This window comes from Mycolicibacterium sp. MU0053 (assembly GCF_963378095.1).
GTDB classification, from domain to species: Bacteria; Actinomycetota; Actinomycetes; order Mycobacteriales; family Mycobacteriaceae; genus Mycobacterium; species Mycobacterium burgundiense.
Genome location: NZ_OY726397.1, coordinates 2,329,598 through 2,354,142 on the forward strand (window position 1 = coordinate 2,329,598; position 24,545 = coordinate 2,354,142).

Genomic DNA, 24,545 nt, shown 5'->3' on the forward strand with positions numbered 1-24,545 from the left:
GTCAGTCGTCGCTGCGGGTGAGACCGCGGCGCGTCGACAGCAACTCGATCTCGGGACGCGCGGCCACCAGCCGTTCGGCGGCGTCCAGCACGTCCACTACGTGTGCCCGGTCGCCGGCCACGGTCGAGATCCCGATGCCGGCCCGACGGTGCAGCTCAGCCGAGCCGGTCTCGCCCGCGGCGACGGCGAATTTGCGGCGCAGTTCGGCCACGATGGGCCGGACCACCGAGCGTTTCTCTTTCAGCGAACGCACGTCGCCGAGCAGGACATCGAACTCGAGCCAGCCGATCCACATGCCGCTCAACCGGGTGGCCCGGGCGCCTGTGTGGCCTGGCCGCCGAAGGCCAGCAGCAGTTCGGCGGTGTCGCGGGTCAGCTGCCAGCCGCCCGCGGTCGGTTGGAATTCCATCGGGAAGGTCAGCGGTCCGGACTCGGGCCGGACGGGCGTGGCGGTCACCGTCGCCCACACATTGCCCGGCTCGGTCTCGGACCAGGCCAGATCGCTGGCGGTGAAGGTGACTGGCAACAGGTGATTGTCGGCCAGCGCCTTGGTGAAGTCGTCGAGGACGTCGGTTTGAGCTGCGGTCGCGCCCTCGACGAGCGCAAGCTTCTCCGAACCGGGCACGGCCGGATCGGCCAAGCGGGCGAGCACGTCGGTCAACGCCGCCGCGTCGGGCAGCGGCGTGGCCGGGGCAGCCGGCTGCGCCGTGCTGGTCGCAGTGGTCGGGACGCGGGCCGGCTCGGCGGTGTCCTGCGAGCACCCCGACAGCCCGAACGCCGCCACGAAAATCGTGGCGGCGCTCAGGACTGCGGAGAAGCGGTTGTTCAACTCATCCGGCGAACATGGACAGCACCTGCGAGGCCGAACCCCGCGAGAGCTTCCAGCCGCCCTGGTTGACGAACGTGATGTTCTGCGTGGTGGATGCCATACCGGGCCCGGAGGCCGTGACGTTGGCGGTGGCCGCGCCCGGTCCGGCCGGTGCGATGTCGGCAATCGTGAAGTTCAGCGGCAGCAGGCCCTTGGCGACGGCGTTCTTCATCAGCCGGTCGGCGGTCTTGCCTTCGATGATCCCGATGCCACCCTCGACCAAGTAGCCCTTGCTGCCGAACGGCACACCCGGATTGGCCAGACCATTGAGCACGCCGTACAGGTCGCTGTCGGTCGGAACCGCGGCCGCGGGGTTCTGCGGCAGCGGCGCGCCGAAGACGGCGAGCTGAGCCTGCGGCGCCGGAGCGCTGGCTGAAATGGAAGTCACACCCGCGGCTGCGGCGCCGGCGATAACCGCGGCACCCGCAATGGCTGCCACGCCTGTGGCTAGGAATTTCATGGTCAAGGCGTCCTTTCGTTGCCGACTCAATCAGCAGAGGCTAACAGTGGGTACTGGTGTGTCGAATGGCTACACCACACACAAAGGCTGAATCGCCGGTAGCGTTGAAGTTGTTACTGCGCCAACTTTCGGTGCGGGAGAGGAGCGCAACATGAGTGAGTCGGAGCGTTCAGAAGAATACTCGGACGGCGTCGGCATGGGCATGTCCAGCGAGGATGCCGCCGAGCTCGAGCAGCTGCGGCGGGAAGCCGCGGTGCTGCGCGAGCAGTTGGCCGAGGCCGCGGGCAACCTCGGAAGCGCCCGCAGCGCACGCGATGTGCATCAACTCGAGGCCCGGATCGACTCGCTCGCCACGCGCAACGCGAAATTGATGGAAACTCTTAAAGAAGCCCGTCAGCAACTCCTCGCCCTGCGCGAAGAGGTGGACCGGCTGGGGCAGCCGCCCAGCGGTTACGGCGTGGTCCTCGACGTGGCCGACGACGAGACCGTCGACGTGTTCACCTCGGGCCGCAAGATGCGTCTGACGGTCTCGCCGAATATCGACGTCAACACCCTGAAGAAGGGCCAGACCGTCCGCCTCAACGAGGCGCTGACCGTCGTCGAGGCCGGCAACTTCGAATCCGTCGGCGAGATCAGTTCGCTGCGCGAGATCCTGGCCGACGGCAAGCGCGCCCTGGTGGTGGGGCATGCCGACGAGGAGCGCATCGTGTGGCTGGCCGAGCCGCTGATCGCCGCCAACGACCTGCCCACCGAGGTCGCCGAATCGCTGACCGCGGCCGAGTTAGAGCTGCGGCCCCGCAAGCTCCGGCCCGGGGATTCGCTGCTGGTCGACACCAAGGCAGGCTACGCCTTCGAGCGCATTCCCAAGGCCGAGGTCGAGGACCTGGTGCTCGAGGAGGTGCCGGATGTCAGCTATCACGACATCGGTGGCCTGACCCGGCAGATCGAGCAGATCCGCGATGCCGTGGAACTGCCGTTCCTGCACAAGGATCTCTACCGCGAGTACTCGCTGCGCCCGCCCAAGGGTGTGCTGCTCTACGGTCCGCCCGGCTGCGGTAAGACGTTGATTGCCAAGGCCGTGGCCAATTCGCTGGCCAAGAAGATGGCCGAGTTGCGGGGCGAGGAATCCCGGGAGGCCAAGTCGTACTTCCTCAACATCAAGGGCCCCGAGCTGCTGAACAAGTTCGTCGGTGAGACCGAGCGTCACATCCGGCTGATCTTCCAGCGGGCCCGCGAGAAGGCCTCCGAGGGCACTCCCGTGATCGTGTTCTTCGACGAGATGGACTCGATCTTCCGCACCCGCGGCACCGGCGTGAGCTCGGACGTGGAGACCACGGTGGTCCCGCAGTTGCTCAGCGAGATCGACGGCGTCGAGGGGCTCGAGAACGTCATCGTGATCGGCGCGTCCAACCGCGAGGACATGATCGATCCGGCGATCCTGCGGCCGGGTCGGCTCGACGTCAAGATCAAGATCGAACGTCCCGATGCCGAGTCGGCCCAGGACATCTTCAGCAAGTACCTGACCGAGGCCCTGCCGATCCACGCCGACGACCTCGCCGAGTTCTCCGGCGACCGGTCGCTGACGATCAAGGCGATGATCGAGAAGGTCGTCGACCGGATGTACGCCGAGATCGACGACAACCGGTTCCTGGAAGTCACCTACGCCAACGGTGACAAGGAAGTCATGTACTTCAAGGACTTCAACTCCGGGGCAATGATCCAGAACGTGGTGGACCGGGCGAAGAAGAACGCGATCAAGGCGGTGCTGGAGACCGGTCAGAAGGGTCTACGGATCCAGCATCTGCTGGACTCGATCGTCGACGAGTTCGCCGAGAACGAGGACCTGCCCAACACCACCAATCCCGATGACTGGGCCCGGATCTCGGGCAAGAAGGGCGAGCGGATCGTGTACATCCGCACCCTGGTCACCGGCAAGAGCAGCAGTGCCAACCGGGCGATCGACACCGAGAGCAACCTGGGGCAGTACCTCTAGGTGGCCGTGTAGGTCCGGTAGCGGTCCCGCGCCACCAGGGTCAGCCGCAGGTCGTCGATCAGTGGGTCGAGAAACTGCGCGCGATATTCGGCGTCACCGACGGCGCGGGCCGCGAGGTACATGAACGTCAACGCGGTCAAGAACATGGTGACCTGGATCAGGGCGTCCGGTATAGGCAGCGTCATGCCGAGCACCTTGCCGTCGGAGGGCCCGCCGTGGGTCCACGCGGCCAACAGTTCCGGACTGATCAGGATCAGACCGAACACGCAGAAGATCATCCCGGTGGCCACCGCGACGGTGAGCACCTGAACCAACTGCGACAACGCCACCACGTAGACCACGTTGAACCGTTCCGGCCCGGACAGCGGTACGCGACGCGGCCGGTCCGGCAGGTTCTCGAACGGCGTGCCCGCCAAGGCCTTTGCGTCTTCGGCGCTCTTGGCGGCGGGTTCGAGGATGGGCCGGACCCGGTTCAGGGTGTTCGACACGAGGAACACCGCCGCGATGGCGAACAGGAACAGCAGCGCGAACCAGAGGCGGGCCCGACTGATCGTGGACGCCATGGTCCACACCGGTGAGTTGAAGAACACCAGCACGGTCAGCAGCATCACCGGCAGCGCCCGCACCACCAGCGCGCCGATCGAGGCGAGATTGGCCAGGGTCATGCGGCCGGCCCAGCCCACGAAAGCGCCCACCCCCGTTGCCGTGCACAGCAATATCACCGCGATGACCACCGCGTCGAGCGCGATGTCGAAGAACACCAGCGCGGACGGCCCGCCGAAGACCGCGCCGAGTATCGCGGCACCCACCGCAACCGCGGAGGCGACGCCGCGCCACCGCGCGGGCTCGATGCGGTTCACCAGCCAGCCCGCGAGGGCCGCGGCCGGCAGCACGGCGACGACGACGAACAGGACGAACCATTCGGTGCGCGTGGGTGACCCGTCGATGTCGATGGTGTGTTGACCCGTGACGGCCACGATGAGGATCGACGACGCCATCATGACGCCGAACGCGGCGAGCGCGGGCGCCGATCGGGACCACACCCGACGCACCAGGGTGCCGGGCCGCAGCACGTAGGGCAGGCCGTGGCGCAGGAACCACCGTTCGACGGCGACGCGCTGGGCGGCCTCCGTGGCGGGCATCAGCGGCGTCCGGGGAGCGCGAAGTCGGTGGTCATCTCGCCGTTCACTCCACCCTGTCCGGCCGGACAGCGCAAGCATCGACACGGTTGGCGGGTGGGGGTGCTGCGCGGCCTCGTTCCGCGGCCGCTGCGCGGCCCTCTAGGCTGGGCCTTATGCAAAGGATCATCGGCACCGAGGTGGAGTACGGCATCTCGTCGCCGTCCGACCCGACCGCGAACCCGATCCTGACCTCTACGCAGGCGGTGCTCGCCTATGCCGCGGCGGCCGGAATTCAGCGGGCGAAGCGGACGCGTTGGGACTATGAGGTGGAGTCGCCGCTGCGCGATGCGCGCGGATTCGACCTGAGCAGGACCACCGGGCCGGCACCGATCGTCGACGCCGACGAGGTAGGGGCGGCGAACATGATCCTCACCAACGGTGCCCGGCTCTACGTCGACCATGCCCATCCGGAGTACTCCGCGCCCGAGGTCACCGACCCGATGGACGCGGTGATCTGGGACAAAGCCGGCGAGCGCGTCATGGAGGCCGCGGCGCGCCACGTGGCGTCGGTGCCCGGTGCGGTCAAGCTCCAGCTCTACAAGAACAACGTGGACGGTAAGGGCGCGTCCTACGGTTCGCACGAGAACTATCTGATGAGCCGGCAGACCCCGTTCTCGGCGGTCATCGCGGGTCTGACACCGTTCCTGGTGTCCCGGCAGATCATCAGCGGCTCCGGGCGGGTGGGGCTCGGCCCCTCCGGCGACGAGCCGGGATTTCAGCTGTCCCAGCGGGCGGACTACATCGAGGTCGAGGTCGGCCTGGAAACCACGCTCAAGCGCGGCATCATCAACACCCGCGACGAACCGCACGCCGACGCCGACAAGTACCGCCGACTGCACGTCATCATCGGCGACGCCAACCTGGCCGAGACCTCGACCTACCTGAAGGTGGGCACCATGTCGCTGGTGCTCGACCTGATCGAGGAGAACGTCGACCTGTCGGATCTGGCGCTGGCCCGCCCCGTGCACGCGGTGCACGTGGTCAGCCGCGACCCGTCGTTGCGCGCCACCGTCGCGCTGGCCGACGGACGTGAGTTGACCGCCCTTGCGCTGCAACGTATCTACCTGGATCGGGTAGCGAAGCTGGTGGACAGTCGCGATCCCGACCCGCGGGCCTCGCACGTCGTCGAAACCTGGGCCCACGTGTTGGATCTGCTGGAACGCGATCCGATGGAGTGCGCCGAGATCCTGGACTGGCCGGCCAAGCTGCGCCTACTCGAGGGCTTCCGGCAGCGGGAGAACCTCAGCTGGAACGCCCCGCGGCTGCACCTGGTGGACCTGCAGTACTCCGATGTCCGGCTGGACAAGGGTCTGTACAACCGGCTGGTGGCGCGCGGCTCGATGAAGCGTCTGGTCACCGAGCAGCAGGTGCTCGACGCGGTGGACAATCCACCGACCGACACTCGGGCCTACTTCCGGGGTGAATGTTTGCGGCGGTTCGGCGCCGACATCGCGGCCGCGAGCTGGGATTCGGTGATTTTCGACCTGGGCGGCGATTCGCTGGTGCGCATTCCCACCCTGGAACCGCTGCGGGGGAGCAAAGCGCACGTCGGAGCGTTGTTGGATTCCGTGGACAGTGCGGCCGAGCTGGTCGAACAACTCACGAACTGACTGCTATCCGGGGCAATGCGGTTATTGCCCGGTAGGGTGAAGAGACATCTGGCGTTGCACAGGAGGATTAGCGATGGCTCAGGAGCAGACCAAGCGTGGCGGTGGCGGCGGCGATGACGACGACGTCGACTCCGGCACTGGTGGCGGCCAGGAACGTCGCGAGAAGCTGGCCGGGGACACCGACGATCTACTCGACGAGATTGACGACGTTCTCGAGGAAAATGCCGAAGATTTCGTGCGTGCATACGTGCAAAAGGGCGGCCAGTGAGCTGGTCGTTCAACGCTCCCAATGATCGTCTGGCCCCTCAGTCACTCATAACTGACCTTTCGTCGTTTGCTGATCTGCTGCGCCGGCAGGCGCCGGATCTGCTTCCGAATGTCCGTGATGCGGTCGGGTCCGGTGCGGATTTTCCGCATGGCACCACGATCGTGGCGTTGAAGTATCCGGGCGGCGTGCTGATCGCCGGTGACCGGCGCTCGACGCAGGGCAACATGATCGCCGGCCGCGATGTGCAAAAGGTCTACATCACCGACGATTACACCGCCACCGGCATCGCGGGGACCGCGGCCATCGCCGTCGAGTTCGCGCGCCTCTATGCGGTGGAGTTGGAGCATTACGAGAAGCTCGAGGGTGTGGCCCTGACCTTCCCGGGCAAGGTGAACCGCTTGGCCACCATGGTGCGCGGCAACCTCGGGGCGGCCCTGCAGGGGTTCATCGCGCTGCCGCTGCTCGTGGGGTACGACCTGAGCGATCCCAACCCGCAGGGCGCCGGCCGGATCGTGTCGTTCGACGCCGCCGGCGGCTGGAACATCGAGGTCGAGGGATACCAGTCGGTGGGCTCGGGTTCGCTGTTCGCAAAATCGGCGATGAAGAAGATGTATTCACGGGTCACCGATGCGGACTCCGCGCTGGCCGTGGCCATCGAGGCGCTCTATGACGCGGCCGACGACGACTCGGCCACCGGCGGGCCGGATCTGGTGCGGGGCATCTATCCCACCGCGGTCACCATCGGCGCCGAGGGTGCCGAGGATGTGCCCGAGCAACGCATTGCCGAACTCGCCCGCGAAGTGATCGCCGGGCGGTCCCGCTCCGATACGTTCGGTCCCGACGACAACTCCGGGATCAACGCCGCGCCGCGAGGTGACGCATGAGCTTCCCGTACTTCATCTCGCCCGAGCAGGCGATGCGTGAGCGCAGCGAATTGGCGCGCAAGGGCATTGCCCGCGGGCGCAGCGTGGTGGTGCTGGCCTACGCCGACGGCGTACTGTTCGTCGCCGAGAACCCCTCGCGGTCCCTGCAGAAGGTCAGCGAACTGTACGACCGCATCGGTTTCGCCGCGGTGGGCCGGTTCAACGAGTTCGACAACCTGCGCCGGGGCGGCATCCAGTTCGCCGACACCCGTGGCTACGCCTACGACCGCCGCGACGTCACCGGTCGGCAGCTGGCCAACGTGTACGCCAACACGCTCGGCTCGATCTTCACCGAGCAGGCCAAGCCCTACGAGGTGGAACTCTGCGTCGCCGAGGTCGCCCACTTCGGTGAGTCGAAAGCGCCTGAGCTGTACCGGATCACCTACGACGGCTCCATTGCCGACGAGCCGCACTTCGTCGTGATGGGCGGGGTCACCGATCCCATCATCGCGGCGCTGAAGGACACCTACACCGAGAATGCCGAGCTCGCCGATGCCGTGCGGACCGCGGTCGCCGCGCTGCAGGCCCCCGAGGGCGACGCCGAACCGCGGGTGCTCGGCGCCGCGACCCTGGAGGTCGCGGTCCTGGAAGCCACCAAGCCACGGCGGGCCTTCCGACGCATTGTCGGACCCGCTGTGGAAGCGCTGCTGCCGCAGCAGGACGCGTGACTCAACCGGAATCATGGCGGGCCCGCTCGGATTTGATCCGCTGAGCCTGTTCGGCTCGTCGGGTGCGCTTACGTCTGGGCATCTGTAGGCCACGGTTCGCGATCGGCGCAGCCGGTCGGGTCGCGTCGGGTGCCGGCAGGGGCGCGGTGGTGGTGTCCCAGTGCGGAAACACGGCTTTACTGCCCGGGTAGGTGGTGTAGGTCTTCCCGGTGGGCGTGGTCCAGGTGATGGAGCCGTCCGGATGTTGGGTTTCGGACCATTCGCTCCAAAAAGTTTTGAGCAGGTGGTGTTTTCGGCAGAGGCAAGCCAGGTTGGACGGATGGGTCGGCCCGCCTCGCTCGTCGGGGATCGTATGGTCGACGTCGCAGATCTCGGCGGACGCGCTGCAGCCTGGGAACCGACAGGTCAGATCGCGGGCGCGGATGAACCTCGCCAGCTTGGCCGAGGGGCGGTAGCGCGGTTCGGCGGTCTGATCCGGGGCCCGCAGCGGGCTGATCTTGGCGCCGGCGTCGATGAGTTCGGCCAGCTGCGCCGGCGGGACCACTCCACCGCCCTGCAGCACCGCCGCGTAGTACGGATCCTTAGTCGGCGTGGCTTCCGGCTTGGCCGTGTGCGCGCTCTGGACGGCGCGCTCATCGGCGACCACGTGGATGACCACTGAGTCGGCCCGTGAATCGGTTCCGGCGCCGACACATTCGGGCTTGCCGCAGCGGCATGCCAGCCGATCGGAGCCGGCGAGAAGAGCTCCGACGGCATCGGAGCGCCGCTCGCCGATGGTGCGCGGATCGTCGGAGCACACGCCGCGGATCATCGCGCGCAGCCGACGATCGAAGAGCACAGCATCCGGGCTCTTGAGGCTGCCGTACAGCGACGAGGTCCCGGTGGCGTCGTCGGGCTTGCCGAATTGCACATCGCGATAACGGATGGCGGCGTTGTACTCATAGCGCGCCGACGGGTCATGTTCTTCGAGCACGGCGTCGATGGCGTTGTCCAGGCCCTTCTCCGAAAGTGGGCCCCACCGGGTGGCCTGGATGGCCAGCTCGGAATCGATGGTGGCCATCGCGTCGCTGTCCACCACCAGTCTGGTGCGCCACGCGATGGTGGCCGCGATGGCCAGCGAGATGGCACCCTCAGCCAGGCGTGCAGCGGTCCTGGGAAGGCGGGTGCGCAGGGCGTAGGCCAGGTGCATCTGGCTCGAGGCCCGGCGATGGCTGATGCCGAGCGCGGCGGCGATCTCGGCTGCGGCACTGTCCCACCCGTCGCAGGCCCACAGGCCACGCTCATCCTCATCGTCGCCCAGCCGGCGTTCCATCAGCTCGGCGATCGCCGCCAATCGTGTGGCTGCGGCCCCGCTTTCGGCGCGGGACCCCGCCTCGATGGCGGCCACCACGGCCGCATCGTCGGCGCCGGCCAACGATGCGGGTGAGGGCAGTGATTCGAACATGCTTTCGATGCTAATTGGGCTGGTGGTGGTGCGCCGCCCGGATCTGGCGGATTGTGGATGAAGGCGCAACTGTGGATAACCGGCGATGAGTTCCATCCACGGGGTAGGTCTGTTCCTGGGGACAGCCAACCGATCTAGGGGATTACATGCAGACACTCGAGGGCAAGGTCGTGCTGGTCACCGGCGGCGCGCGTGGGCAGGGCCGGGCGCACGCCCGCACGCTGGCACGTGCGGGCGCCGACATCGTCGTCTGCGATATCGCCGAACAGGTCGGGGGTCTCGATTACCCCCTGGCCTCGCCGGCCGACCTGCGCGAAACGATCGGCCTGGTGGAGTCCCTCGGACGACGATGCGTCGCGCTGACCGCCGACGTCCGCAGCCTCGCGGATATGCGGCGGGTGGCCGACGGGGCCGCAGAGGTCTTCGGCGGGATCGACATCGTCATCGCCAACGCCGGCATCGCCAGCTCGGCACCCATTGCGGAGATGAGCGAACAGCGTTGGCGCACAATGATCGACGTCAACCTCACCGGAGTCTTCAATACCTTCCGGGCGACGCTGCCGCGGCTGCTCGAGCGCGGTTGCGGGCATCTGATTGCGACGTCGTCGATCGTCGCTCGGACCGGCGCGGCCAACTCCGGCCACTATGCCGCGGCCAAGGCCGGGGTGGTGGCGCTGGTGCAGTCGCTGGCGCACGAGGTGGCCGAGCACGGCATCGTCGTCAACGCGGTGCTGCCGGCCGGCGTGAACACGCCGATGATCCACAACCCGACGACGTATCGGATGATCCGACCGGACCTGGAGAACCCCGGCCGCGCGGACGCCGAGGAGATGTTCGCGCAGGGTCGCCCGCGGCCCGGACTGCTGGAACCCGAGGATGTGGCAAACGCCGTGCTGGCTTTGGTGACCGGCCAGGTGCGCTGCCAGTCGGGGGAGTCGCTCACGCTGTCCAACGGACTGTTCTAGCCAGTCCGACTCTGGTGCCCTCGGTGAGACTCGAACTCACACTGGACGGGTTTTGAATCCGTTTCCTCTGCCAATTGGGATACGAGGGCAAGCACCGTTGGTGCGAGATACCACCTTAGATGATGCCCAAAACCGTGCCCGCGCTCGCCCATCGTTGAACCTCACGCGACAATGGGCGCTATGACCGAACCCCACGTCGACGGCAGCAAACCGCATCGCGTTCTCATCGCCGAGGATGAGGCGCTGATCCGCCTGGACCTGGCCGAGATGCTGCGCGAAGAGGGCTATGACGTCGTCGGGGAGGCCGGTGACGGCCAGGAGGCCGTCGAACTCGCTGAAGAGCTCAAACCCGACCTGGTGATCATGGACGTCAAGATGCCCCGTCGGGACGGCATCGACGCGGCAGCCGAGATCGCTGCCAAGCGGATCGCGCCGATCGTGGTGCTCACCGCGTTCAGCCAGCGTGATCTCGTCGAACGCGCGCGCGACGCCGGCGCCATGGCCTACCTGGTCAAGCCGTTCTCCATCACCGACCTGATCCCGGCGATCGAGCTGGCGGTGAGCCGGTTCGGCGAGGTCAGCGCGCTCGAGCTGGAGGTCGCCACGCTGTCGGAACGCCTGGAGACCCGCAAGCTCGTCGAGCGCGCCAAGGGCGTGTTGCAGGTCAAGCAGTCGATGACCGAACCAGAGGCCTTCAAATGGATTCAGCGGGCCGCCATGGACCGGCGCACCACGATGAAGCGGGTCGCCGAGGTCGTCATCGAGACTTTGGACAGCCCGGACGGCGCGGCGCCGACCAGCTGAGGCGCTTCTATAACAGATTGGTCACGAGGCCCCTAGCTGACGTCGTTGGTAACAACCACGCATTAGCGTCGAGTTTCGAATGTGCCCTGGGCGTCTAGGACAACTGATTAGGAGCGTTTCTCGATGAAGAATCGGACCCTCGCTCGCGTCTTCGCCGTGGCCGGCGTAGCTGCGCTCGCCATGACCGGCTGCTCAGCCGAGGAGAGCGATGACACCGCAACCGGTGACGGCGCGGAAACCACCACGGAGACCGAGGCCGAGGTCGCCTCGACCGAGTGTGAGCCGCCGCAGGCCACCGTCGGCGCGAATCCCGACACCAGCCCGCTGAAGTTCGGCACGCTGTTGCCGGAGACGGGAACGCTGGCGTTCCTCGGGCCGCCCGAGGTGGCCGCCGTGCAGGTCGCCGTCGCGGAGATCAACGACGCCGGCGGAGTGCTCGATCAGCCCGTGGGCCTGGTGACCGGCGACTCCGGTGACACCACCACCGACACCGCCAACACGACGGTGGACCGGGAACTCGCCGAGGGGGTCGACGTCATCGTCGGCGCGGCATCGTCGGCGGTCTCGCTGAAGGTGATCGACAAGATCGCCAGTGCCGGTGTGGTGATGTTCTCGCCGGCCAACACCTCCGATCAGTTCGTCTGCTACCCGGACAAGGGCATGTACTTCCGCACGGCGCCCACCGATGTGCTGCAGGCGCAGGCGCTCTCGCAGTTGATCACCGGCGACGGTGCGCAGCGCGTGGCGATCCTCGCGCTCAACGATCCGTACGGGACCGGCCTGGCCGCCAACACCGTAGAGAACCTGGAGACCGCGGGCATCGCGTCGGATCAGATCACCAAGATCATCTACGACCCGAATGCACAGTCCTTCAATGCCGAGGTGGACCGGGTCAAGGAGTTCAACCCGGACGCGGTCGCGGTGCTGGGCTTCGAGGAGACCGCCAAGATCGTGACCCGGATGCACGAGATCGGGATCGGCCCGTCGGACGGCATGCTGGTGTACGGCACCGACGGCAACATGGGTAACGCGCTCGGTGAGGGCGTGGCGCCCGGTCTGCTGACCGGGATGAAGGGCACCACACCGCTGACCGACGTCGGTCCGGAGTTCGAGGCGCGGCTGACTGCCGTCGATCCGGGGCTGGTCGACTTCAACTACGGCGGTGAGGCTTTCGACGCGGTGGTGATTTCGGCGCTCGCCGCCGAGCAGGCCAAGTCGACGGCCGGCGTCGATATCGCCGCCAACATCAACGCGGTCACCCGGGACGGCACCAAGTGCACGTCGTTCGTCCAATGCCGGGACCTGATCCGTGCCGGCGAGGACATCGATTACGACGGCGTCACCGGCGAGTTGGCGTTCGGGCCCGCCGGGGAACCGTCCGTCGGGTCCTACGGTCGACTCGAGTTCGGTCCGGACAACAAGCTGACGACCACCGATTTCATCGTCGTGCAGGGCTGATCGGCGACAAACACTGCGGGCCGGGCGTATTCGCCCGGCCCGCATTGGCTTTCGTGAGCTACTTCTCGCTGCGGCCGGCAAGCGTTCCCAGATACAGCTCGATCACTTTGGGGTCGTTCATCAGGTTCCGGCCGGTGCCGGTGTAGGCGTTGGTGCCCTGGTCCAGCACATAGCCGCGGTCGCAGATCTGCAGGCAACGCCGAGCGTTCTGCTCGACCATGATGACCGAGACTCCGGCGGCGTTGATCTGCTTGCAGCGGATGAACACCTCGTCCTGGAACATCGGTGACAACCCCGCGGACGGCTCGTCGAGTAGCAGTACCGAGGGCTCCATCATCAGCGCACGGCCGGTGGCCACCATCTGCCGTTCGCCGCCCGACAACGCACCGGCCTTGACCTTTCGGCGCTCGGCGAGCAACGGAAACAATTCGCTGACGAACTCGAATCGTTCGCGAAACTTCGCCGGGCGCAGATAGATCCCCATCTCGAGGTTCTCCTCGATGGTCAGCGACGGGAACACATTCTGGTTCTGCGGGACGTAGCCGACCCCCTTCGTGACGAGGACGTGTGCGGGGGCGGCCTTGATGTCCTCGCCGCGCAGCGTCACCGTCCCCGCGCGCACCGGGATCAACCCGAACAGTGTCTTGAGCAGGGTCGACTTACCGGCGCCGTTGGGTCCGATGATCCCCACGATCTCGCCCTCGCGCAGAAAGAAGTCGCAGCCGCGCAGAATGTCGACTTCCGGGAGATAGCCGGCGATGAGGCCGTCGGCGCGCAGCAAGGCGCCCTCGGCCAACTGATCGTGGGTGGCAGGGTCAGTCATCGGCACTGCCCTTCGGGTCGATGGCGGGCTCGGACAGGTCGCCGCCGGCCTCGATGGTGTCGGCGACGGCCTGCTCGATCTCCTCGGCCAGTTCGGCGGTGGCTCCGACCGGGTTGCCGTCCGCGTCGAATTCGAGCGCCTGATCGTGGTGGCTGCCCAGATAGGCGTCGACGACGGCGGGATTGTCGGCCAGTGCGCCCGGCGGTGATTCGGCGATCACCGCGCCCTGCGCCATCACCACGACCCAGTCGCTGATGTCGCGGATGACGTCCATGTCGTGCTCGACGAAGACCACCGTCATCCCTTGTGCGCGCAGTGTTTTGACGTGCTCGAGCAGGCTTTCGGTCAGTGCCGGGTTGACGCCGGCCATCGGCTCGTCGAGCATCACGACTTTCGGGTCGGTCATCAGCGCGCGCGCCATCTCGAGCAGTTTGCGTTGGCCGCCGGACAGCGAGCCGGCCATGTCGTCGGCCTTGGCGTCGAGCTTGAACCGGACCAGCATCTCGCGGGCGCGTGTGGTGATCTCGGCTTCCTGTTTGCGCCACCGGAACGGCAACAGCGAGCTGACGATCCGCTCGCCGATCTGCCCGGTCGCACCCAGGCGAACGTTGTCCAGCACCGACATCCGCGACAGCGCCTTGGTCAATTGGAACGTCCGTACCACTCCCTGGCGGGCGACGCGGTGCGGATGCTGGCGGCCCAGGTCGACGCCGTCGAGGGTCCAGGTTCCGGTGTCGGACCGGTCGAAGCCCGTGAGCAGGTTGAAGAAGGTGGTCTTGCCCGCGCCATTCGGGCCGATCAGTCCGGTGATGTGGCCGCGTTGGATTTCCAGATGCGCCACGTCGACGGCCTTGAGGCCGCCGAACGAGCGGGAAATATTGTCCACCACGATGATCGGATCCGGCTTGGCCGACCCCGGCTCGGCGCGGACGTAGGCGAAGGCGGGGCTGGCGGTCGAGTGGGTGCGGTCAGCCATCGAGTTGCACCTCCCGTTTCTTGCCCATTATTCCCTGCGGTCGGAACACCATCAGCACGATGATCAGGATGCCGAGCAGGACATAGCGCGTCGCGCCCACCTGGGCGTCGGTCAGGGGGAGCAGCGGATCGGGCCCGGAGATCGCCTGCCGCAACAACGCATCCGGGATGGCCAGCAGGAACCAGAACAGCATGGCGCCGATGACGGGCCCGAACACCGTCGCCGCGCCACCGAGCAGCAACGCGCCGAAGGCGTAGAACGTCTGAGATGTCGAGTAGAAGTCGGGATGGATCGACTTCGTCTGCAGCGCGTTGAAGACCCCGCCCATGCCGCCGATCACCCCGCCGAGCACCAAGGCCTGCAGCTTGTAGGCGAAGACGTTCTTGCCGAGCGCGCGGGCGGCGTCCTCGTCCTCGCGGATCGCCTTGAGTACCCGGCCCCACGGGCTGTGGGTCAGCAGGTAGACGAAGGCGCAGAGCACCGCCACCAGGGTCCAGCCGACGACCATGGCCCACAGGTCGTCGCCGACGAACTTCATGCCCAGCAGCGAGTACTGCTTGCTGGAGTCGAACGGACTGAATCGGGTGAAGGGGTCGGCAAATCCGTACAGCCCGTTGGTGGAACCGGTCACCGGGTTGGCCGCGGTGGATCGAAATATCAGCCGGAGCACTTCGGCGGTCGCGATGGTCGCTATCGCCAGATAGTCGGCGCGCAGCCGCAGCGTGGGAATGCCGAGGACGACGGCAAGCAGCCCGGCCGCGAGCAGGCCGACCAGGACGCCCACCCACAACGGCTGCTGGTACGTGACCGTCATGACGCCCACGCCGTAGCCGCCGAGCAGCGCGAAGCCGATCTGGCCGAAGTTCAGCAGGCCGGTGTAGCCGAAATGCAGGTTCAGGCCGATCGCCAGCAGCGCGTAGAAGATGGCCGACGGCCCGATGAGTTGAGCGAACGACGACTGCAGCGCGGTGAGGATGTCCATCGGTACCTCACCCGATCCTTTCGCGCGAGCCGAGAATGCCCTGGGGGCGGACGATCAGGATGAAGATCAGGATGAGCAGTCCGCCGATGTACTTCAGGTCGGGGTTGATCACCAGCGTGGACAGCTGGACCAGCAGGCCGACGATCAGGCACCCCAGCAGCGCCCCGTAGGCGGTCCCGAGCCCGCCCAGGGTGATGCCGGCGAACATCAGCAGCAGCAGTTTGAAGCCCATCTCCCATTGCACCCGGCCGCCGAGTTCGGACATGGCCAGCAGCACCCCGCCGAGTGCCGCCAGACCGCCGCCGAGGCACCACACGTAGGTGATCACCCGCTCGACGTTGATCCCGGAGGCCGCGGCCAGGTCCTTGTTGTCGGCGACCGCGCGCATCGCCTTGCCGACCTTGGTCTTCTGCAGCAGCAGCGCGACGGTCACCAGCACCACGACGCTGATCGCGATCGTCAGGAGGGTGATGTCGGTGACCGCGACCGGACCCCACTGGCGTTGGGCGCTGACGGGGTAGTCCGCGAACGCCTGGGTGCGGTCCGAGAACAGCATGAGGATCAGATAGCGCAGGGCGATCGCGAGGCCGATCGAGACCACCAACTGTGGAATCAATCCCACTCGTCGCTTGCGCAGGGGACGCCAGACGCCCGCGTTGTTGAGCCAGCCGACCGCGACGCCTGCCACGACGGCGAGCAGCGACGCGGCGATCAACCCCATCCCCATCGCGACGTTGAAGATCCACGCGAAGACCGCGCCGAGGGTGACCAACTCGCCGTGGGCGAAGTTGGTGAGGCCGGTGGTCCCGAAGATCAGGCTCAGCCCGATGGCGGCGACCGCGATCACCAGTCCGAACCGAAGGCCATCGATGGTCAACCGGATGACGCGTTCGTAGAGCGGGGTGGACATCCCGGTCCGCACCTCACCGAAGGTGAAGATGACGTTGTTGGTGCGGCCCGCGATCACGTCCCGGGTGACCGCGTGCTGCACGCTGACTCCCTCGGGCAGGCTCTCGGCGTCGACCTCGAAGGTGTGCGGTCCGATGGGCACCTGAAAAGTCCACCGGCCGGTGTCGTCCGACTCGGTGACGGCGACCTCGGTGCCGTCGGGGTCCAGCGCGCGTACCCGGGCGTCGGGGACGGGCGTGCCGGCGTTCACCAGCCGGCCCGAGACCGTCGCGGTCTCGTCCTCCTGGGCGCCGGCGGGACCGGCGCAGAGCAGACCCGCGAAGACCGCGACAATCAGCAGGAGGAAGCCACGCACTACGAAGTGTTTCCCGGGGGAGGGCAACCCCACTGACAAAACCTCCGTTGCGGTCGATCACGCACGGCCGGCGTGATGCGGCTTCCGGGACCCTATTAGGTTTCGGCGCTACCCGGCGCGCTTCTGGGATGTCAAATGTTTATCAGTTGTTGCGCGGGTGCGCCGGATAAGGCACCGCGAGTCGGATTGGCAGAATTTCATGCCAAGATGTCACTACTGCCACTTTCGGGGCGCGCATGGCCGCGCCAAGCTGGTGTTCATGATGGTGCTGATGCTCTTTCTCGGGATGCTGGTGGCGGTCTCGGTGGCGGCGGTTCTGGATCTGACGCCGGACACCCATCGTCAGGCCTCCCAGCACGGGGACCTCCAGTTCTGATCGACGGCCGCGCCGCGCGTCGGGTCGTTGGCTATGTTTACCCGTAGTCCGGCGAGGTGGAGGTCGATGTGCGCGGTGCCGTACGAGGTGTTCTTGCCCTGAGTGCGGCGGCCTGTGTCGTTCTCGCCGGGTGCGCGCAATCCTCTTCGGGCGAGCAGGCCGACGCCAGCGCGCTGCAGATCGTGGAACAGGTGCGCATCGACCAAAACGGCGATCAGGTGCTGCCCGAGACGACGCCGGCGCGGCCGCCGGCCAGTCCGGCAGGTGATGGCAGCGCCGTCTGCCCGCCACTGTCGCTGGCCACCGCCGCGACGCTGACCGGTCCCGATGCCGCGCTGGGCCGCGGTGTCACAAACGGCATCCAGTTGGCCGTCGACGACCACAACGCCGCCAATCCCGGGTGCCAAGTTCAATTGAAAACCTTTGACACCGAAGGTGATCCGGACACCGCACGGGAGAACGCGCAGCAGATCGTCGAAGACGCCTTCACCCTGGGGGTCGTCGGTCCGGGCTTCTCCACCGAGGCGATGGCCACCGGCGAGATCTTCGACCGCGCCGGCATGGTGGCGGCCACCCCGTCGGCCACCAGCGTCGCGTTGGCCGATCAGGGCTGGCGCACCTTCGTCCGCGGTCTGGCCAACGACGGCGTCCAGGGCATGGCGGTGGCCAACTACATCAAGAAGCAGTTGGGTGCCGGTGCGGTGTGTGTGGTCGACGACGGCACCGACTACGGCACGGGGCTGGCGCAGGCGGTGCGCGAAATCCTGGGGCCCACCGCCGATCCCGGCTGCGGTGTCGCGCTCGATGCCGGTGCTCCGGCGGACGCGGCGACCGCCATCAAGGAACGCAACCCGGATGCGGTGTTCTTCGCGGGTTACTACTCGCAGTCGGCGCCACTGGTACGCGCCTTACGCGATGCGGGGGTGACCGCCGACTTCGTCAGCGCCGACGGGAGTAAGGACCCCGAATTCGTCACGCTGGCAGGGGAATCCGCGCGCGATGCGGTGTTGTCGTGTTCCTGCGGTCCCGACCGGCCGGAGTTCGTGACGGCCTACACCGAGAAGTTCGGCCAAGCGCCGGGAACCTTCAGCGCCGGGGCGTACGACCTCGGGACGATCCTGCTGGCCGGGATCGATTCCGGCGCCAGGACCAGGCCGGCGCTGCTGGACTTCGTGCAGAACTATCGGGGCCGCGGTCTGGAACGCGAGTACCAGTGGGCCGAGAACGGGGAGCTCGCCAGCACGATGATTTGGATCTACAAGGTGCAGTGACCGCGCGTCAGCGCGCAATCCGAAAACGTTTCACCCGTGACGTGGCTCCGGAGACCAGTTCGACCCGGCTGGGGGCGACGCCGAAATGCTCGGCGAGCACCCGGATCACAGCCGCCGTAGCCTTGCCCTCCAGGGCTCGCTCGCGCACGTACACGGTCAATTGGTCCGTCGGGTCCGTCGCTTCCTCGACCAACGGACCCTTCTTGCTGCCCGGTTTGACCCGGACAGTCACCACCTCGTCGCGCTGCTCAGCGGGCAACGACGACGGATGAGCCGTGGCCGAACAGGCCCTGGTTGGCGGTGACGCCCACCGTCGCACCCTCGACCTGACGACCGGTGGCCTGACCCTTGAGTTGCCAGTTCAATTCGCAGACCTGGGCGATGGCCTGGGCGGGGATGGCTTCGCCGAAGCAGGACAGGCCGCCGGACGGATTGACCGGCACCCGGCCGCCGATCGAGGTCGCCCCGCTGCGCAGTAGTTGTTCGGCTTCGCCTTTGGCGCACAGGCCCAGGTGTTCGTACCAGTCCAGTTCCAGCGCGGTGGACAGGTCATACACCTCGGCAAGGCTGACGTCCTCGGGGCCGATGCCGGCCTCGGCGTAGGCGGCGTCGAGGATCTGGTCCTTGAACACCCGTCCCGGCGCCTCGACGACGGCGGTGGAATCGGTGGCGATGTCCGGCAATTCGGGCAGGTGCTGCGGGTAGCGCGGGGTCACGGTGGAGATCGCCCGCACCGACGGCACGCCATCGAGGGACCCGAGGTGTTTTTCGGCAAAGGACTTGCTGGCCACGATCAGCGCTGCGGCGCCGTCGGAGGTCGCGCAGATGTCGAGCTGGCGCAGCGGGTCGGCGACGACCGGGCTGGCGAGCACGTCTTCGACGGCGGATTCCTTGCGGTAGCGGGCGTTCGGGTTCTGTAGGCCGTGCCGGGAGTTCTTCACCTTCACTTGGGCGAAGTCTTCGGCGGTGGCGCCGTAGAGGTCCATCCGGCGCCGCGCCAGTAGCGCGAAGTAGACCGGGTTCATCGCCCCGATCAGATGGAAGCGTTGCCAGTCCGGATCGTTGCGGCGTTCGCCGCCGACCGGCGCGAAGGCGCCCTTCGGGGTGGTGTCGGCGCCGATCACCAGCGCCACCTCGCAGAAGCCGGCCAGGATCTGGGCCCGGGCGCTCTGCAGGGCTTGGGATCCGCTGGCGCAGGCCGCATAGCTGGAGGACACCGGAACGCCGTTCCAGCCCAGCTTCTGGGCGAAGGTCGAGCCGGCGATGAACCCCGGATAGCCGTTGCGGATGGTGTCCGCGCCGGCCACGAACTGAATTTGGCGCCAGTCCAGGTTGGCCTCGGCCAACGCGGCGCGAGCGGCCACCACACCGTATTCGGTGAAGTCGCGGCCCCACTTACCCCACGGGTGCATGCCCGCACCCAGGATGTACAGCGGTTCGGGTGTGCTCACGCGATCCTCCAGGCGTAGGTGCTGCGCTCGACGCCGTCGTCGTCGGTGTAGAGCGCCATGGTGGTGAGCTCCATCTCCATCCCGACCGAAAGGTCGGCGGCCAGGGTGCCCTCGACGACCTTGCCGAGCACGATCAGACCCTCGTCGGCCAGTTGCACCGCGGCGATCGCGAACGGCTCGAAGGGATCCGAGGCCGGATACGGCGCCGGCGGCGGATAGCGGTTCTCGGTGTAGCTCCAGATCGTGCCGCGCCGCGACAGCGGCACCAGATCCAGCGCGTCGCTGTCACATCCCGGGTTGGGGCAGTTGTTGGTCCGCGGCGGAAAGACATAGGTGGCGCACGCGGCGCACTTGCCGCCGATCAGGTGGGTCTCGCCGGCGTCGTCGGTGGCGAACCACCCCTCGATCGCGGGTTGGGTAGCTGCTGGCACGCGGTTCAGCGTACCCAGCCGCGCCCGCATTACTGAAACGTGTTCCAGTTATCGGGACGCGGGCCGGATCAGGCCACCTCCAAGGTTCGGATCTTCGGCCACAGGGTGTCCCAGCTCTCGGTGCGGCCGGTCAGCAGCCAGACCCCGATCTCGTCGCCGCCGCTGTCGAGGGTGTGGACCTCGGTGAAGTACGGACGCAGCCGATCCGGTCCCCCCTCGCCGAGGAACAACACCGAGTCGACCTCGGGCCCTGGCGGCGGGAAGTACCCATAGCTGCGGGTCGGACTGAATGCGGCGGGCAACCCGTAGGTGTTCGAGTAGCCGTCGATGTAGGCCGCGACGATGTAGGACTCACCGACGAGCGCGGTGCGCTGCCGTTGCTCCGGCGGCAGATCGGAATAGGCCGATGCCGCCTTCGCGGCGATGTTCTCGCCGATATCGGAGCGGGTCAGCGTGGCGCCCAGGTACAGCCCGCTCACCGCCAGGGCGACACTGAGCCCATAGGCCGGCCACACCGCCCGTTGCCACCGCGTGAGCCCCGCCTCGCGGCGCCGTTGCAGACCCAGCGCACCGACCGCGGCCAGGACGGCGAAGAAGCCCGCCAGGTAATACGGCCGGCCGGCCGTGATGACGAACAGTGCGTACAGCACGACGAAGGTGACGCCCAGGAAGCGGTAGGCGCGCAGCGCGGGATCGCGGGCCAGGCGGACGAGTCCGTACAGCGCGAGCGCGGCGGAGGCCACCCCGGCCCAGGCGATCAACTGCACCGCGATGCCGGGGCGGCCCCCGTAGAGCGGTCCCGCCTCGCCGGTCACCACCTCGGCCATCCCGAGCTGCGGCCAGCCGTGCCGCGCCTGCCACCACAGCGTGGGCGCAACAATCACCGCGCCCATACCGACGCCGCCCCACAGCAGCGGCCTGCGCAGCAGCTCGCGCGGCCCCACCGCGGCTACCGCGACCAGGAGCACCGCACACAGCAGCAGGACCTGGAACTTCGTCATCGCCGCGATGCCGGCGACCGCACCGAGCGCCAGCAGCAGTCGATCATCGCGGAGCCGGATCCAGCGCACCAGCAGCCACAGCAGGACCAGCCAGCTCATCGGCTCCAGGACGTACGGCGTCAGCCAGTGTCCGCCGACCGCGGCCCACAGGGCAGTGGCCTGCGCCGCGGCCGCCAAGGTCTGGGCACGTCCGTCGCAGCCGATCTCACGGGCGATCAGCGCGGCCAGCACCACCGCACCCATCGTTGCCAGGATCGCCGGGACCCGCAGCGCAACAATCGAATCGGTGAAAAGACTATCGCTGAGGGCGGCCAGCGCCGGGGTCAGCGGCGGCTGGTCGGCCGAGCCCCAGTCGAGGTGGCTACGGCCAATGGCCAACATGTACACCTCGTCGAACCAATAGCCGCGCCCCGCGACGGCGGCGCCGAGTTGCGCGATTCCCACCGCTGCGGTGATGACGGCCACGGCGCGCACGGCCAGCGGCGGCACATCGACGGACGGGGGCACGGGCGGGTTGTGTGTCGTTGATCTAGTCACCGCTGGGCCAGGGTAGTGCCGACCCGGGTGTCACCGCCGATGCCTAGAGTGGTGAACCGTGAGCCCTGCAGCGACGGACACCGCCCCCGAAACAGTGTCGACCTCGAAGCCCACGCTGATGCTGCTCGACGGCAACTCGCTCGCGTTCCGGGCGTTTTTCGCACTCCCCGCCGAAAATTTCAAGACCCGGAGCGGGCTCACCACCAACGCGGTCTACGGCTTCACCGCGATGCTGATCAACCTGCTGCGCGATGAGGGGCCGACCCACATCGCGGCGGCCTTCGACGTCTCGCGGCAGACCTTTCGCAAAGAGAAGTATCCGGCGTACAAAGAGGGTCGCTCCGCCACCCCCGATGAGTTCCGCGGCCAGATCGACATCACCAAGGAGGTGCTGGCCGCACTCGGCATCACGGTGCTGGCCGAGGCCGGTTTCGAGGCCGACGACATCATCGCGACGCTGGCCACCCAGGCCGAGAAGGAGGGCTACCGGGTGCTGGTGGTCACCGGCGACCGGGACGCGCTGCAACTGGTCAGCGACGACGTCACGGTGCTCTACCCGGTCAAGGGCGTCAGCGAGCTGACCAGATTCACCCCGGAAGCGGTGGTGGCGAAGTACGGCCTGACCCCGAACCAGTATCCCGACTTCGCGGCGCTGCGCGGCGACCCGAGCGATAACCTGCCCGGGATTCCGGGGGTGGGGGAGAAGACCGCCACCAAGTGGATCACCGAGCACGGCTCGTTGCAGGCGTTGGTCGACAACGCCGACACGGTCAAGGGCAAGGTGGGGGACGCGCTGCGCGCCAACCTGGCCTCGGTGATCCTGAACCGGGAACTCACCGATCTGGTCAAGGATGTGCCGCTGCCGCAGACCCCCGACACGCTGCGCATGCAGCCCTGGGATCGCGACCAGATCCACCGCCTGTTCGACGATCTCGAGTTCCGGGTGCTGCGCGATCGGCTGTTCGACACCCTGGCCTCCAGCGATCCGGAGGTCGACGAGGGCTTCGACGTGCGGGGCGGTCTGCTGGCCCCCGGCGAGGTGGTCGGCTGGCTCACCGAGCATGTCAACGACGGGCAACGCGCCGGGCTGGCCGTCGTCGGCACCCACCTGGCGTTCGACGCCGATGCGACCGCGCTGGCGATCGCCGCCGCGGACGGCGAAGGCGCCTACATCGACACCGCGGCGTTGACCCCGGAGGACGACGCCGCGCTCGCCGCCTGGCTGGCCGATCCCGCACGGCCCAAGACGCTGCACGAGGCCAAGTGGGCCATGCACGATCTCGAGGGCCGCGGCTGGAGCCTGGCTGGTGTCACCTCGGACACCGCGCTGGCCGCATACCTGGTGCGGCCGGGGCAGCGCAGCTTCGCCCTCGACGACCTGTCGCTGCGTTACCTGCGGCGCGAGCTGCGCGCGGATACCCCTGAGCAACAACAGCTCTCGCTGCTTGACGACTCCGATGGCGTCGACGACCAGGCGGTGCAAACCCTGATCCTGCGGGCCAGCGCCGTCGTCGACCTGGCGGCCGCACTCGACGAGGAGCTGGCCCGCATCGAGTCCTCGGCGCTGCTGACCGAGATGGAACTGCCCGTGCAGTCGGTGCTGGCCGCGTTGGAGACCCGCGGCATCGCGGTCGACCTGGACAAGCTGACCGAGCTGCAGAGCCAGTTCGGCAACGAGATTCGCGACGCCGCCGAGGCCGCGTACGCGGTGATCGGCAAGCAGATCAACCTGGGCTCGCCCAAGCAGCTGCAGGTGGTGCTGTTCGACGAGCTCGAGATGCCCAAGACCAAGCGCACCAAGACCGGTTACACCACCGACGCCGACGCGCTGCAGTCCCTGTTCGAGAAGACCGGCCACCCGTTCCTGCAGCATCTGCTCACCCACCGAGACGTGACCAGGCTCAAGGTCACCGTCGACGGGCTCCTGAACGCGGTGGCCTCCGACGGGCGCATCCACACGACGTTCAACCAGACGATCGCGGCGACGGGCAGGCTTTCCTCTACCGAGCCGAACCTGCAGAACATCCCGATCCGCACCGACGCCGGTCGGCAGATCCGCGACGCCTTCGTGGTCGGCGACGGGTACGCCGAACTGATGACCGCGGACTACAGCCAGATCGAGATGCGGATCATGGCGCACCTGTCCCGCGACGAGGGGCTCATCGAAGCGTTCAACACCGGCGAGGACCTGCACTCGTTCGTGGCGTCGCGCGCGTTCGGCGTCGGGATCGACGAGGTGACCGCCGAACTGCGGCGCCGGGTCAAGGCGATGTCCTACGGATTGGCCTACGGGCTTTCGGCGTACGGGCTGGCAGCTCAGCTGAAGATCTCCACCGAAGAGGCCAAGGCCCAGATGGACCAGTACTTCGCCCGTTTCGGCGGGGTCCGGGACTACCTGCAGTCGGTGGTCGATCAGGCTCGCAAGGACGGCTACACCTCCACGGTGCTGGGCCGCCGGCGTTATCTGCCGGAGCTGGACAGCAGCAACCGCAATGTGCGGGAGGCCGCCGAACGCGCCGCGCTCAACGCGCCGATCCAGGGCAGCGCGGCCGACATCATCAAGGTTGCGATGATCGAGGTCGACAAGGCGCTGCGCGCGGCAAACCTGAAGTCCCGCATGCTTTTACAGGTGCACGACGAGTTGCTGTTCGAGGTTGCCGCGGGCGAGCGGGAACAGGTGGACGCACTGGTGCGCGAGAAGATGGGCAGCGCCTACCCGTTGGACGTGCCGCTGGAAGTGTCGGTGGGTTACGGCCGCAGTTGGGACGCCGCGGCGCACTAGAGCCGGGATC

At 67.4% G+C, this 24,545-nt stretch carries 24 protein-coding genes and 1 tRNA gene; 11 read left to right on the forward strand and 14 right to left on the reverse strand.

From position 1 onward, the window contains the following. Window position 1: 1 nt before the first annotated feature. The 3 genes from RCP80_RS10735 to RCP80_RS10745 are packed head-to-tail and all read right to left on the reverse strand — an operon-like array spanning window position 2 to window position 1,327. Entirely contained in the window at window positions 2-295 is a 294-nt protein-coding gene (locus RCP80_RS10735) for a DUF503 domain-containing protein (RefSeq protein WP_308482303.1), read from the reverse strand. Between the two features lie 5 nt (window positions 296-300). Then, entirely contained in the window at window positions 301-828 is a 528-nt protein-coding gene (gene lppK / locus RCP80_RS10740; RefSeq protein WP_308482304.1) for a lipoprotein LppK, read from the reverse strand. Between the two features lies 1 nt (window position 829). Next, complete coding sequence (locus RCP80_RS10745; protein ID WP_308482305.1) at window positions 830-1,327, reverse strand: MTB12 family secreted protein; 498 nt, start codon at window positions 1,325-1,327, stop codon at window positions 830-832. Between the two features lie 151 nt (window positions 1,328-1,478). Here RCP80_RS10745 and arc point away from each other — a divergent pair, with 151 nt between their 5' ends. Further along, window positions 1,479-3,320 (forward strand): proteasome ATPase, encoded by a 1,842-nt coding sequence (gene arc / locus RCP80_RS10750; protein ID WP_308482306.1) that lies wholly within the window; start codon window positions 1,479-1,481, stop codon window positions 3,318-3,320. Here arc and RCP80_RS10755 read toward each other — a convergent pair. After that, on the reverse strand, window positions 3,317-4,462 hold the full coding sequence (locus tag RCP80_RS10755; RefSeq protein WP_308482307.1) for a hypothetical protein: 1,146 nt from the start codon (window positions 4,460-4,462) through the stop codon (window positions 3,317-3,319). The genes arc and RCP80_RS10755 overlap by 4 nt on opposite strands. A 152-nt stretch (window positions 4,463-4,614) precedes the next feature. Between RCP80_RS10755 and dop the strand changes: the two genes are divergently transcribed. The 4 genes from dop to prcA all read left to right on the forward strand — a co-directional run bounded on the left by dop (window position 4,615) and on the right by prcA (window position 7,970). After that, window positions 4,615-6,111, forward strand: coding sequence for a depupylase/deamidase Dop (dop, locus tag RCP80_RS10760; protein WP_308482308.1), 1,497 nt, complete (start codon window positions 4,615-4,617; stop codon window positions 6,109-6,111). Between the two features lie 73 nt (window positions 6,112-6,184). Continuing rightward, the gene (locus RCP80_RS10765; protein WP_308482309.1) at window positions 6,185-6,379 is read left to right on the forward strand and encodes a ubiquitin-like protein Pup; all 195 of its coding nucleotides are present in this window, start codon (window positions 6,185-6,187) and stop codon (window positions 6,377-6,379) included. Continuing rightward, complete coding sequence (gene prcB / locus RCP80_RS10770; protein WP_308482310.1) at window positions 6,376-7,263, forward strand: proteasome subunit beta; 888 nt, start codon at window positions 6,376-6,378, stop codon at window positions 7,261-7,263. Before RCP80_RS10765 ends, prcB begins: the two co-directional genes overlap by 4 nt. Further along, entirely contained in the window at window positions 7,260-7,970 is a 711-nt protein-coding gene (gene prcA / locus RCP80_RS10775; protein WP_308482311.1) for a proteasome subunit alpha, read from the forward strand. The genes prcB and prcA overlap by 4 nt, the downstream gene beginning before the upstream one ends. Before the next feature lies 1 nt (window position 7,971). Here prcA and RCP80_RS10780 read toward each other — a convergent pair whose 3' ends face one another. Continuing rightward, window positions 7,972-9,414 carry an HNH endonuclease signature motif containing protein gene (locus RCP80_RS10780; RefSeq protein WP_308482312.1) on the reverse strand — a complete coding sequence of 481 codons (1,443 nt, stop codon included), beginning with the start codon at window positions 9,412-9,414 and terminating at the stop codon, window positions 7,972-7,974. A gap of 146 nt (window positions 9,415-9,560) precedes the next feature. Here RCP80_RS10780 and RCP80_RS10785 point away from each other — a divergent pair, with 146 nt between their 5' ends. Continuing rightward, window positions 9,561-10,379 (forward strand): mycofactocin-coupled SDR family oxidoreductase, encoded by an 819-nt coding sequence (locus RCP80_RS10785; RefSeq protein WP_308482313.1) that lies wholly within the window; start codon window positions 9,561-9,563, stop codon window positions 10,377-10,379. A 12-nt stretch (window positions 10,380-10,391) separates the two neighbouring features. Here RCP80_RS10785 and RCP80_RS10790 read toward each other — a convergent pair. Next, window positions 10,392-10,468, reverse strand: a tRNA-Leu gene (locus tag RCP80_RS10790). A 91-nt stretch (window positions 10,469-10,559) separates the two neighbouring features. Here RCP80_RS10790 and RCP80_RS10795 point away from each other — a divergent pair. After that, window positions 10,560-11,183, forward strand: coding sequence for a two-component system response regulator PdtaR (locus tag RCP80_RS10795; protein ID WP_308482314.1), 624 nt, complete (start codon window positions 10,560-10,562; stop codon window positions 11,181-11,183). 123 nt (window positions 11,184-11,306) lie between these two features. After that, window positions 11,307-12,641, forward strand: a complete 1,335-nt coding sequence (locus RCP80_RS10800) for an ABC transporter substrate-binding protein (protein ID WP_308482315.1) — start codon at window positions 11,307-11,309, stop codon at window positions 12,639-12,641. A gap of 58 nt (window positions 12,642-12,699) precedes the next feature. On the opposite strand, the gene RCP80_RS10805 is transcribed toward RCP80_RS10800, so the two are convergent. The 4 genes from RCP80_RS10805 to RCP80_RS10820 are packed head-to-tail and all read right to left on the reverse strand — an operon-like array spanning window position 12,700 to window position 16,686. Beyond that, window positions 12,700-13,464: an ABC transporter ATP-binding protein gene (locus tag RCP80_RS10805; RefSeq protein ID WP_308482316.1), complete on the reverse strand. Its 765-nt coding sequence runs from the start codon at window positions 13,462-13,464 to the stop codon at window positions 12,700-12,702. Continuing rightward, window positions 13,457-14,440, reverse strand: coding sequence for an ABC transporter ATP-binding protein (locus RCP80_RS10810; protein WP_308482317.1), 984 nt, complete (start codon window positions 14,438-14,440; stop codon window positions 13,457-13,459). Before RCP80_RS10810 ends, RCP80_RS10805 begins: the two co-directional genes overlap by 8 nt. After that, window positions 14,433-15,422, reverse strand: coding sequence for a branched-chain amino acid ABC transporter permease (locus tag RCP80_RS10815; RefSeq protein WP_308482318.1), 990 nt, complete (start codon window positions 15,420-15,422; stop codon window positions 14,433-14,435). The genes RCP80_RS10810 and RCP80_RS10815 overlap by 8 nt, the downstream gene beginning before the upstream one ends. A 7-nt stretch (window positions 15,423-15,429) precedes the next feature. Beyond that, window positions 15,430-16,686: a branched-chain amino acid ABC transporter permease gene (locus RCP80_RS10820; RefSeq protein ID WP_308482319.1), complete on the reverse strand. Its 1,257-nt coding sequence runs from the start codon at window positions 16,684-16,686 to the stop codon at window positions 15,430-15,432. 199 nt (window positions 16,687-16,885) lie between these two features. Between RCP80_RS10820 and RCP80_RS10825 the strand changes: the two genes are divergently transcribed. After that, window positions 16,886-17,062 carry a hypothetical protein gene (locus RCP80_RS10825; protein WP_308482320.1) on the forward strand — a complete coding sequence of 59 codons (177 nt, stop codon included), beginning with the start codon at window positions 16,886-16,888 and terminating at the stop codon, window positions 17,060-17,062. A 68-nt stretch (window positions 17,063-17,130) separates the two neighbouring features. Further along, window positions 17,131-18,333: a branched-chain amino acid ABC transporter substrate-binding protein gene (locus RCP80_RS10830; protein WP_308482797.1), complete on the forward strand. Its 1,203-nt coding sequence runs from the start codon at window positions 17,131-17,133 to the stop codon at window positions 18,331-18,333. A gap of 7 nt (window positions 18,334-18,340) precedes the next feature. Here RCP80_RS10830 and RCP80_RS10835 read toward each other — a convergent pair whose 3' ends face one another. From RCP80_RS10835 to RCP80_RS10850, 4 genes are read right to left on the reverse strand one after another with little or no spacing between them, the layout of a single operon-like run. Further along, a complete protein-coding gene (locus tag RCP80_RS10835; RefSeq protein ID WP_308482321.1) occupies window positions 18,341-18,592 on the reverse strand; it encodes a DUF167 domain-containing protein in 252 nt (83 codons plus the stop codon). Beyond that, window positions 18,582-19,745: a lipid-transfer protein gene (locus RCP80_RS10840; RefSeq protein WP_308482799.1), complete on the reverse strand. Its 1,164-nt coding sequence runs from the start codon at window positions 19,743-19,745 to the stop codon at window positions 18,582-18,584. Before RCP80_RS10840 ends, RCP80_RS10835 begins: the two co-directional genes overlap by 11 nt. Before the next feature lie 35 nt (window positions 19,746-19,780). Further along, complete coding sequence (locus RCP80_RS10845) at window positions 19,781-20,245, reverse strand: Zn-ribbon domain-containing OB-fold protein (protein ID WP_308482322.1); 465 nt, start codon at window positions 20,243-20,245, stop codon at window positions 19,781-19,783. A 38-nt stretch (window positions 20,246-20,283) separates the two neighbouring features. Next, window positions 20,284-21,723: a glycosyltransferase family 39 protein gene (locus tag RCP80_RS10850; RefSeq protein ID WP_308482323.1), complete on the reverse strand. Its 1,440-nt coding sequence runs from the start codon at window positions 21,721-21,723 to the stop codon at window positions 20,284-20,286. A 148-nt stretch (window positions 21,724-21,871) separates the two neighbouring features. Between RCP80_RS10850 and polA the strand changes: the two genes are divergently transcribed. Continuing rightward, window positions 21,872-24,535, forward strand: a complete 2,664-nt coding sequence (gene polA / locus RCP80_RS10855; protein ID WP_308482800.1) for a DNA polymerase I — start codon at window positions 21,872-21,874, stop codon at window positions 24,533-24,535. The last annotated feature ends 10 nt before the right edge of the window (window positions 24,536-24,545 follow it).

Coding starts and splice junctions, on each gene's coding strand:
- RCP80_RS10800 (WP_308482315.1), top strand. CDS start 11,307: ATGAAGAATCGGACCCTCGCTCGCGTCTTCGCCGTGGCCGGCGTAGCT.
- RCP80_RS10805 (WP_308482316.1), bottom strand. CDS start 13,464: ATGACTGACCCTGCCACCCACGATCAGTTGGCCGAGGGCGCCTTGCTG.
- RCP80_RS10735 (WP_308482303.1), bottom strand. CDS start 295: ATGTGGATCGGCTGGCTCGAGTTCGATGTCCTGCTCGGCGACGTGCGT.
- RCP80_RS10840 (WP_308482799.1), bottom strand. CDS start 19,745: ATGCACCCGTGGGGTAAGTGGGGCCGCGACTTCACCGAATACGGTGTG.
- arc (WP_308482306.1), top strand. CDS start 1,479: ATGAGTGAGTCGGAGCGTTCAGAAGAATACTCGGACGGCGTCGGCATG.
- RCP80_RS10745 (WP_308482305.1), bottom strand. CDS start 1,327: ATGAAATTCCTAGCCACAGGCGTGGCAGCCATTGCGGGTGCCGCGGTT.
- dop (WP_308482308.1), top strand. CDS start 4,615: ATGCAAAGGATCATCGGCACCGAGGTGGAGTACGGCATCTCGTCGCCG.
- RCP80_RS10845 (WP_308482322.1), bottom strand. CDS start 20,245: ATGCGGGCGCGGCTGGGTACGCTGAACCGCGTGCCAGCAGCTACCCAA.
- RCP80_RS10810 (WP_308482317.1), bottom strand. CDS start 14,440: ATGGCTGACCGCACCCACTCGACCGCCAGCCCCGCCTTCGCCTACGTC.
- RCP80_RS10755 (WP_308482307.1), bottom strand. CDS start 4,462: ATGCCCGCCACGGAGGCCGCCCAGCGCGTCGCCGTCGAACGGTGGTTC.
- RCP80_RS10815 (WP_308482318.1), bottom strand. CDS start 15,422: ATGGACATCCTCACCGCGCTGCAGTCGTCGTTCGCTCAACTCATCGGG.
- RCP80_RS10780 (WP_308482312.1), bottom strand. CDS start 9,414: ATGTTCGAATCACTGCCCTCACCCGCATCGTTGGCCGGCGCCGACGAT.
- prcA (WP_308482311.1), top strand. CDS start 7,260: ATGAGCTTCCCGTACTTCATCTCGCCCGAGCAGGCGATGCGTGAGCGC.
- RCP80_RS10795 (WP_308482314.1), top strand. CDS start 10,560: ATGACCGAACCCCACGTCGACGGCAGCAAACCGCATCGCGTTCTCATC.
- RCP80_RS10785 (WP_308482313.1), top strand. CDS start 9,561: ATGCAGACACTCGAGGGCAAGGTCGTGCTGGTCACCGGCGGCGCGCGT.
- RCP80_RS10765 (WP_308482309.1), top strand. CDS start 6,185: ATGGCTCAGGAGCAGACCAAGCGTGGCGGTGGCGGCGGCGATGACGAC.
- polA (WP_308482800.1), top strand. CDS start 21,872: ATGCTGCTCGACGGCAACTCGCTCGCGTTCCGGGCGTTTTTCGCACTC.
- RCP80_RS10825 (WP_308482320.1), top strand. CDS start 16,886: ATGCCAAGATGTCACTACTGCCACTTTCGGGGCGCGCATGGCCGCGCC.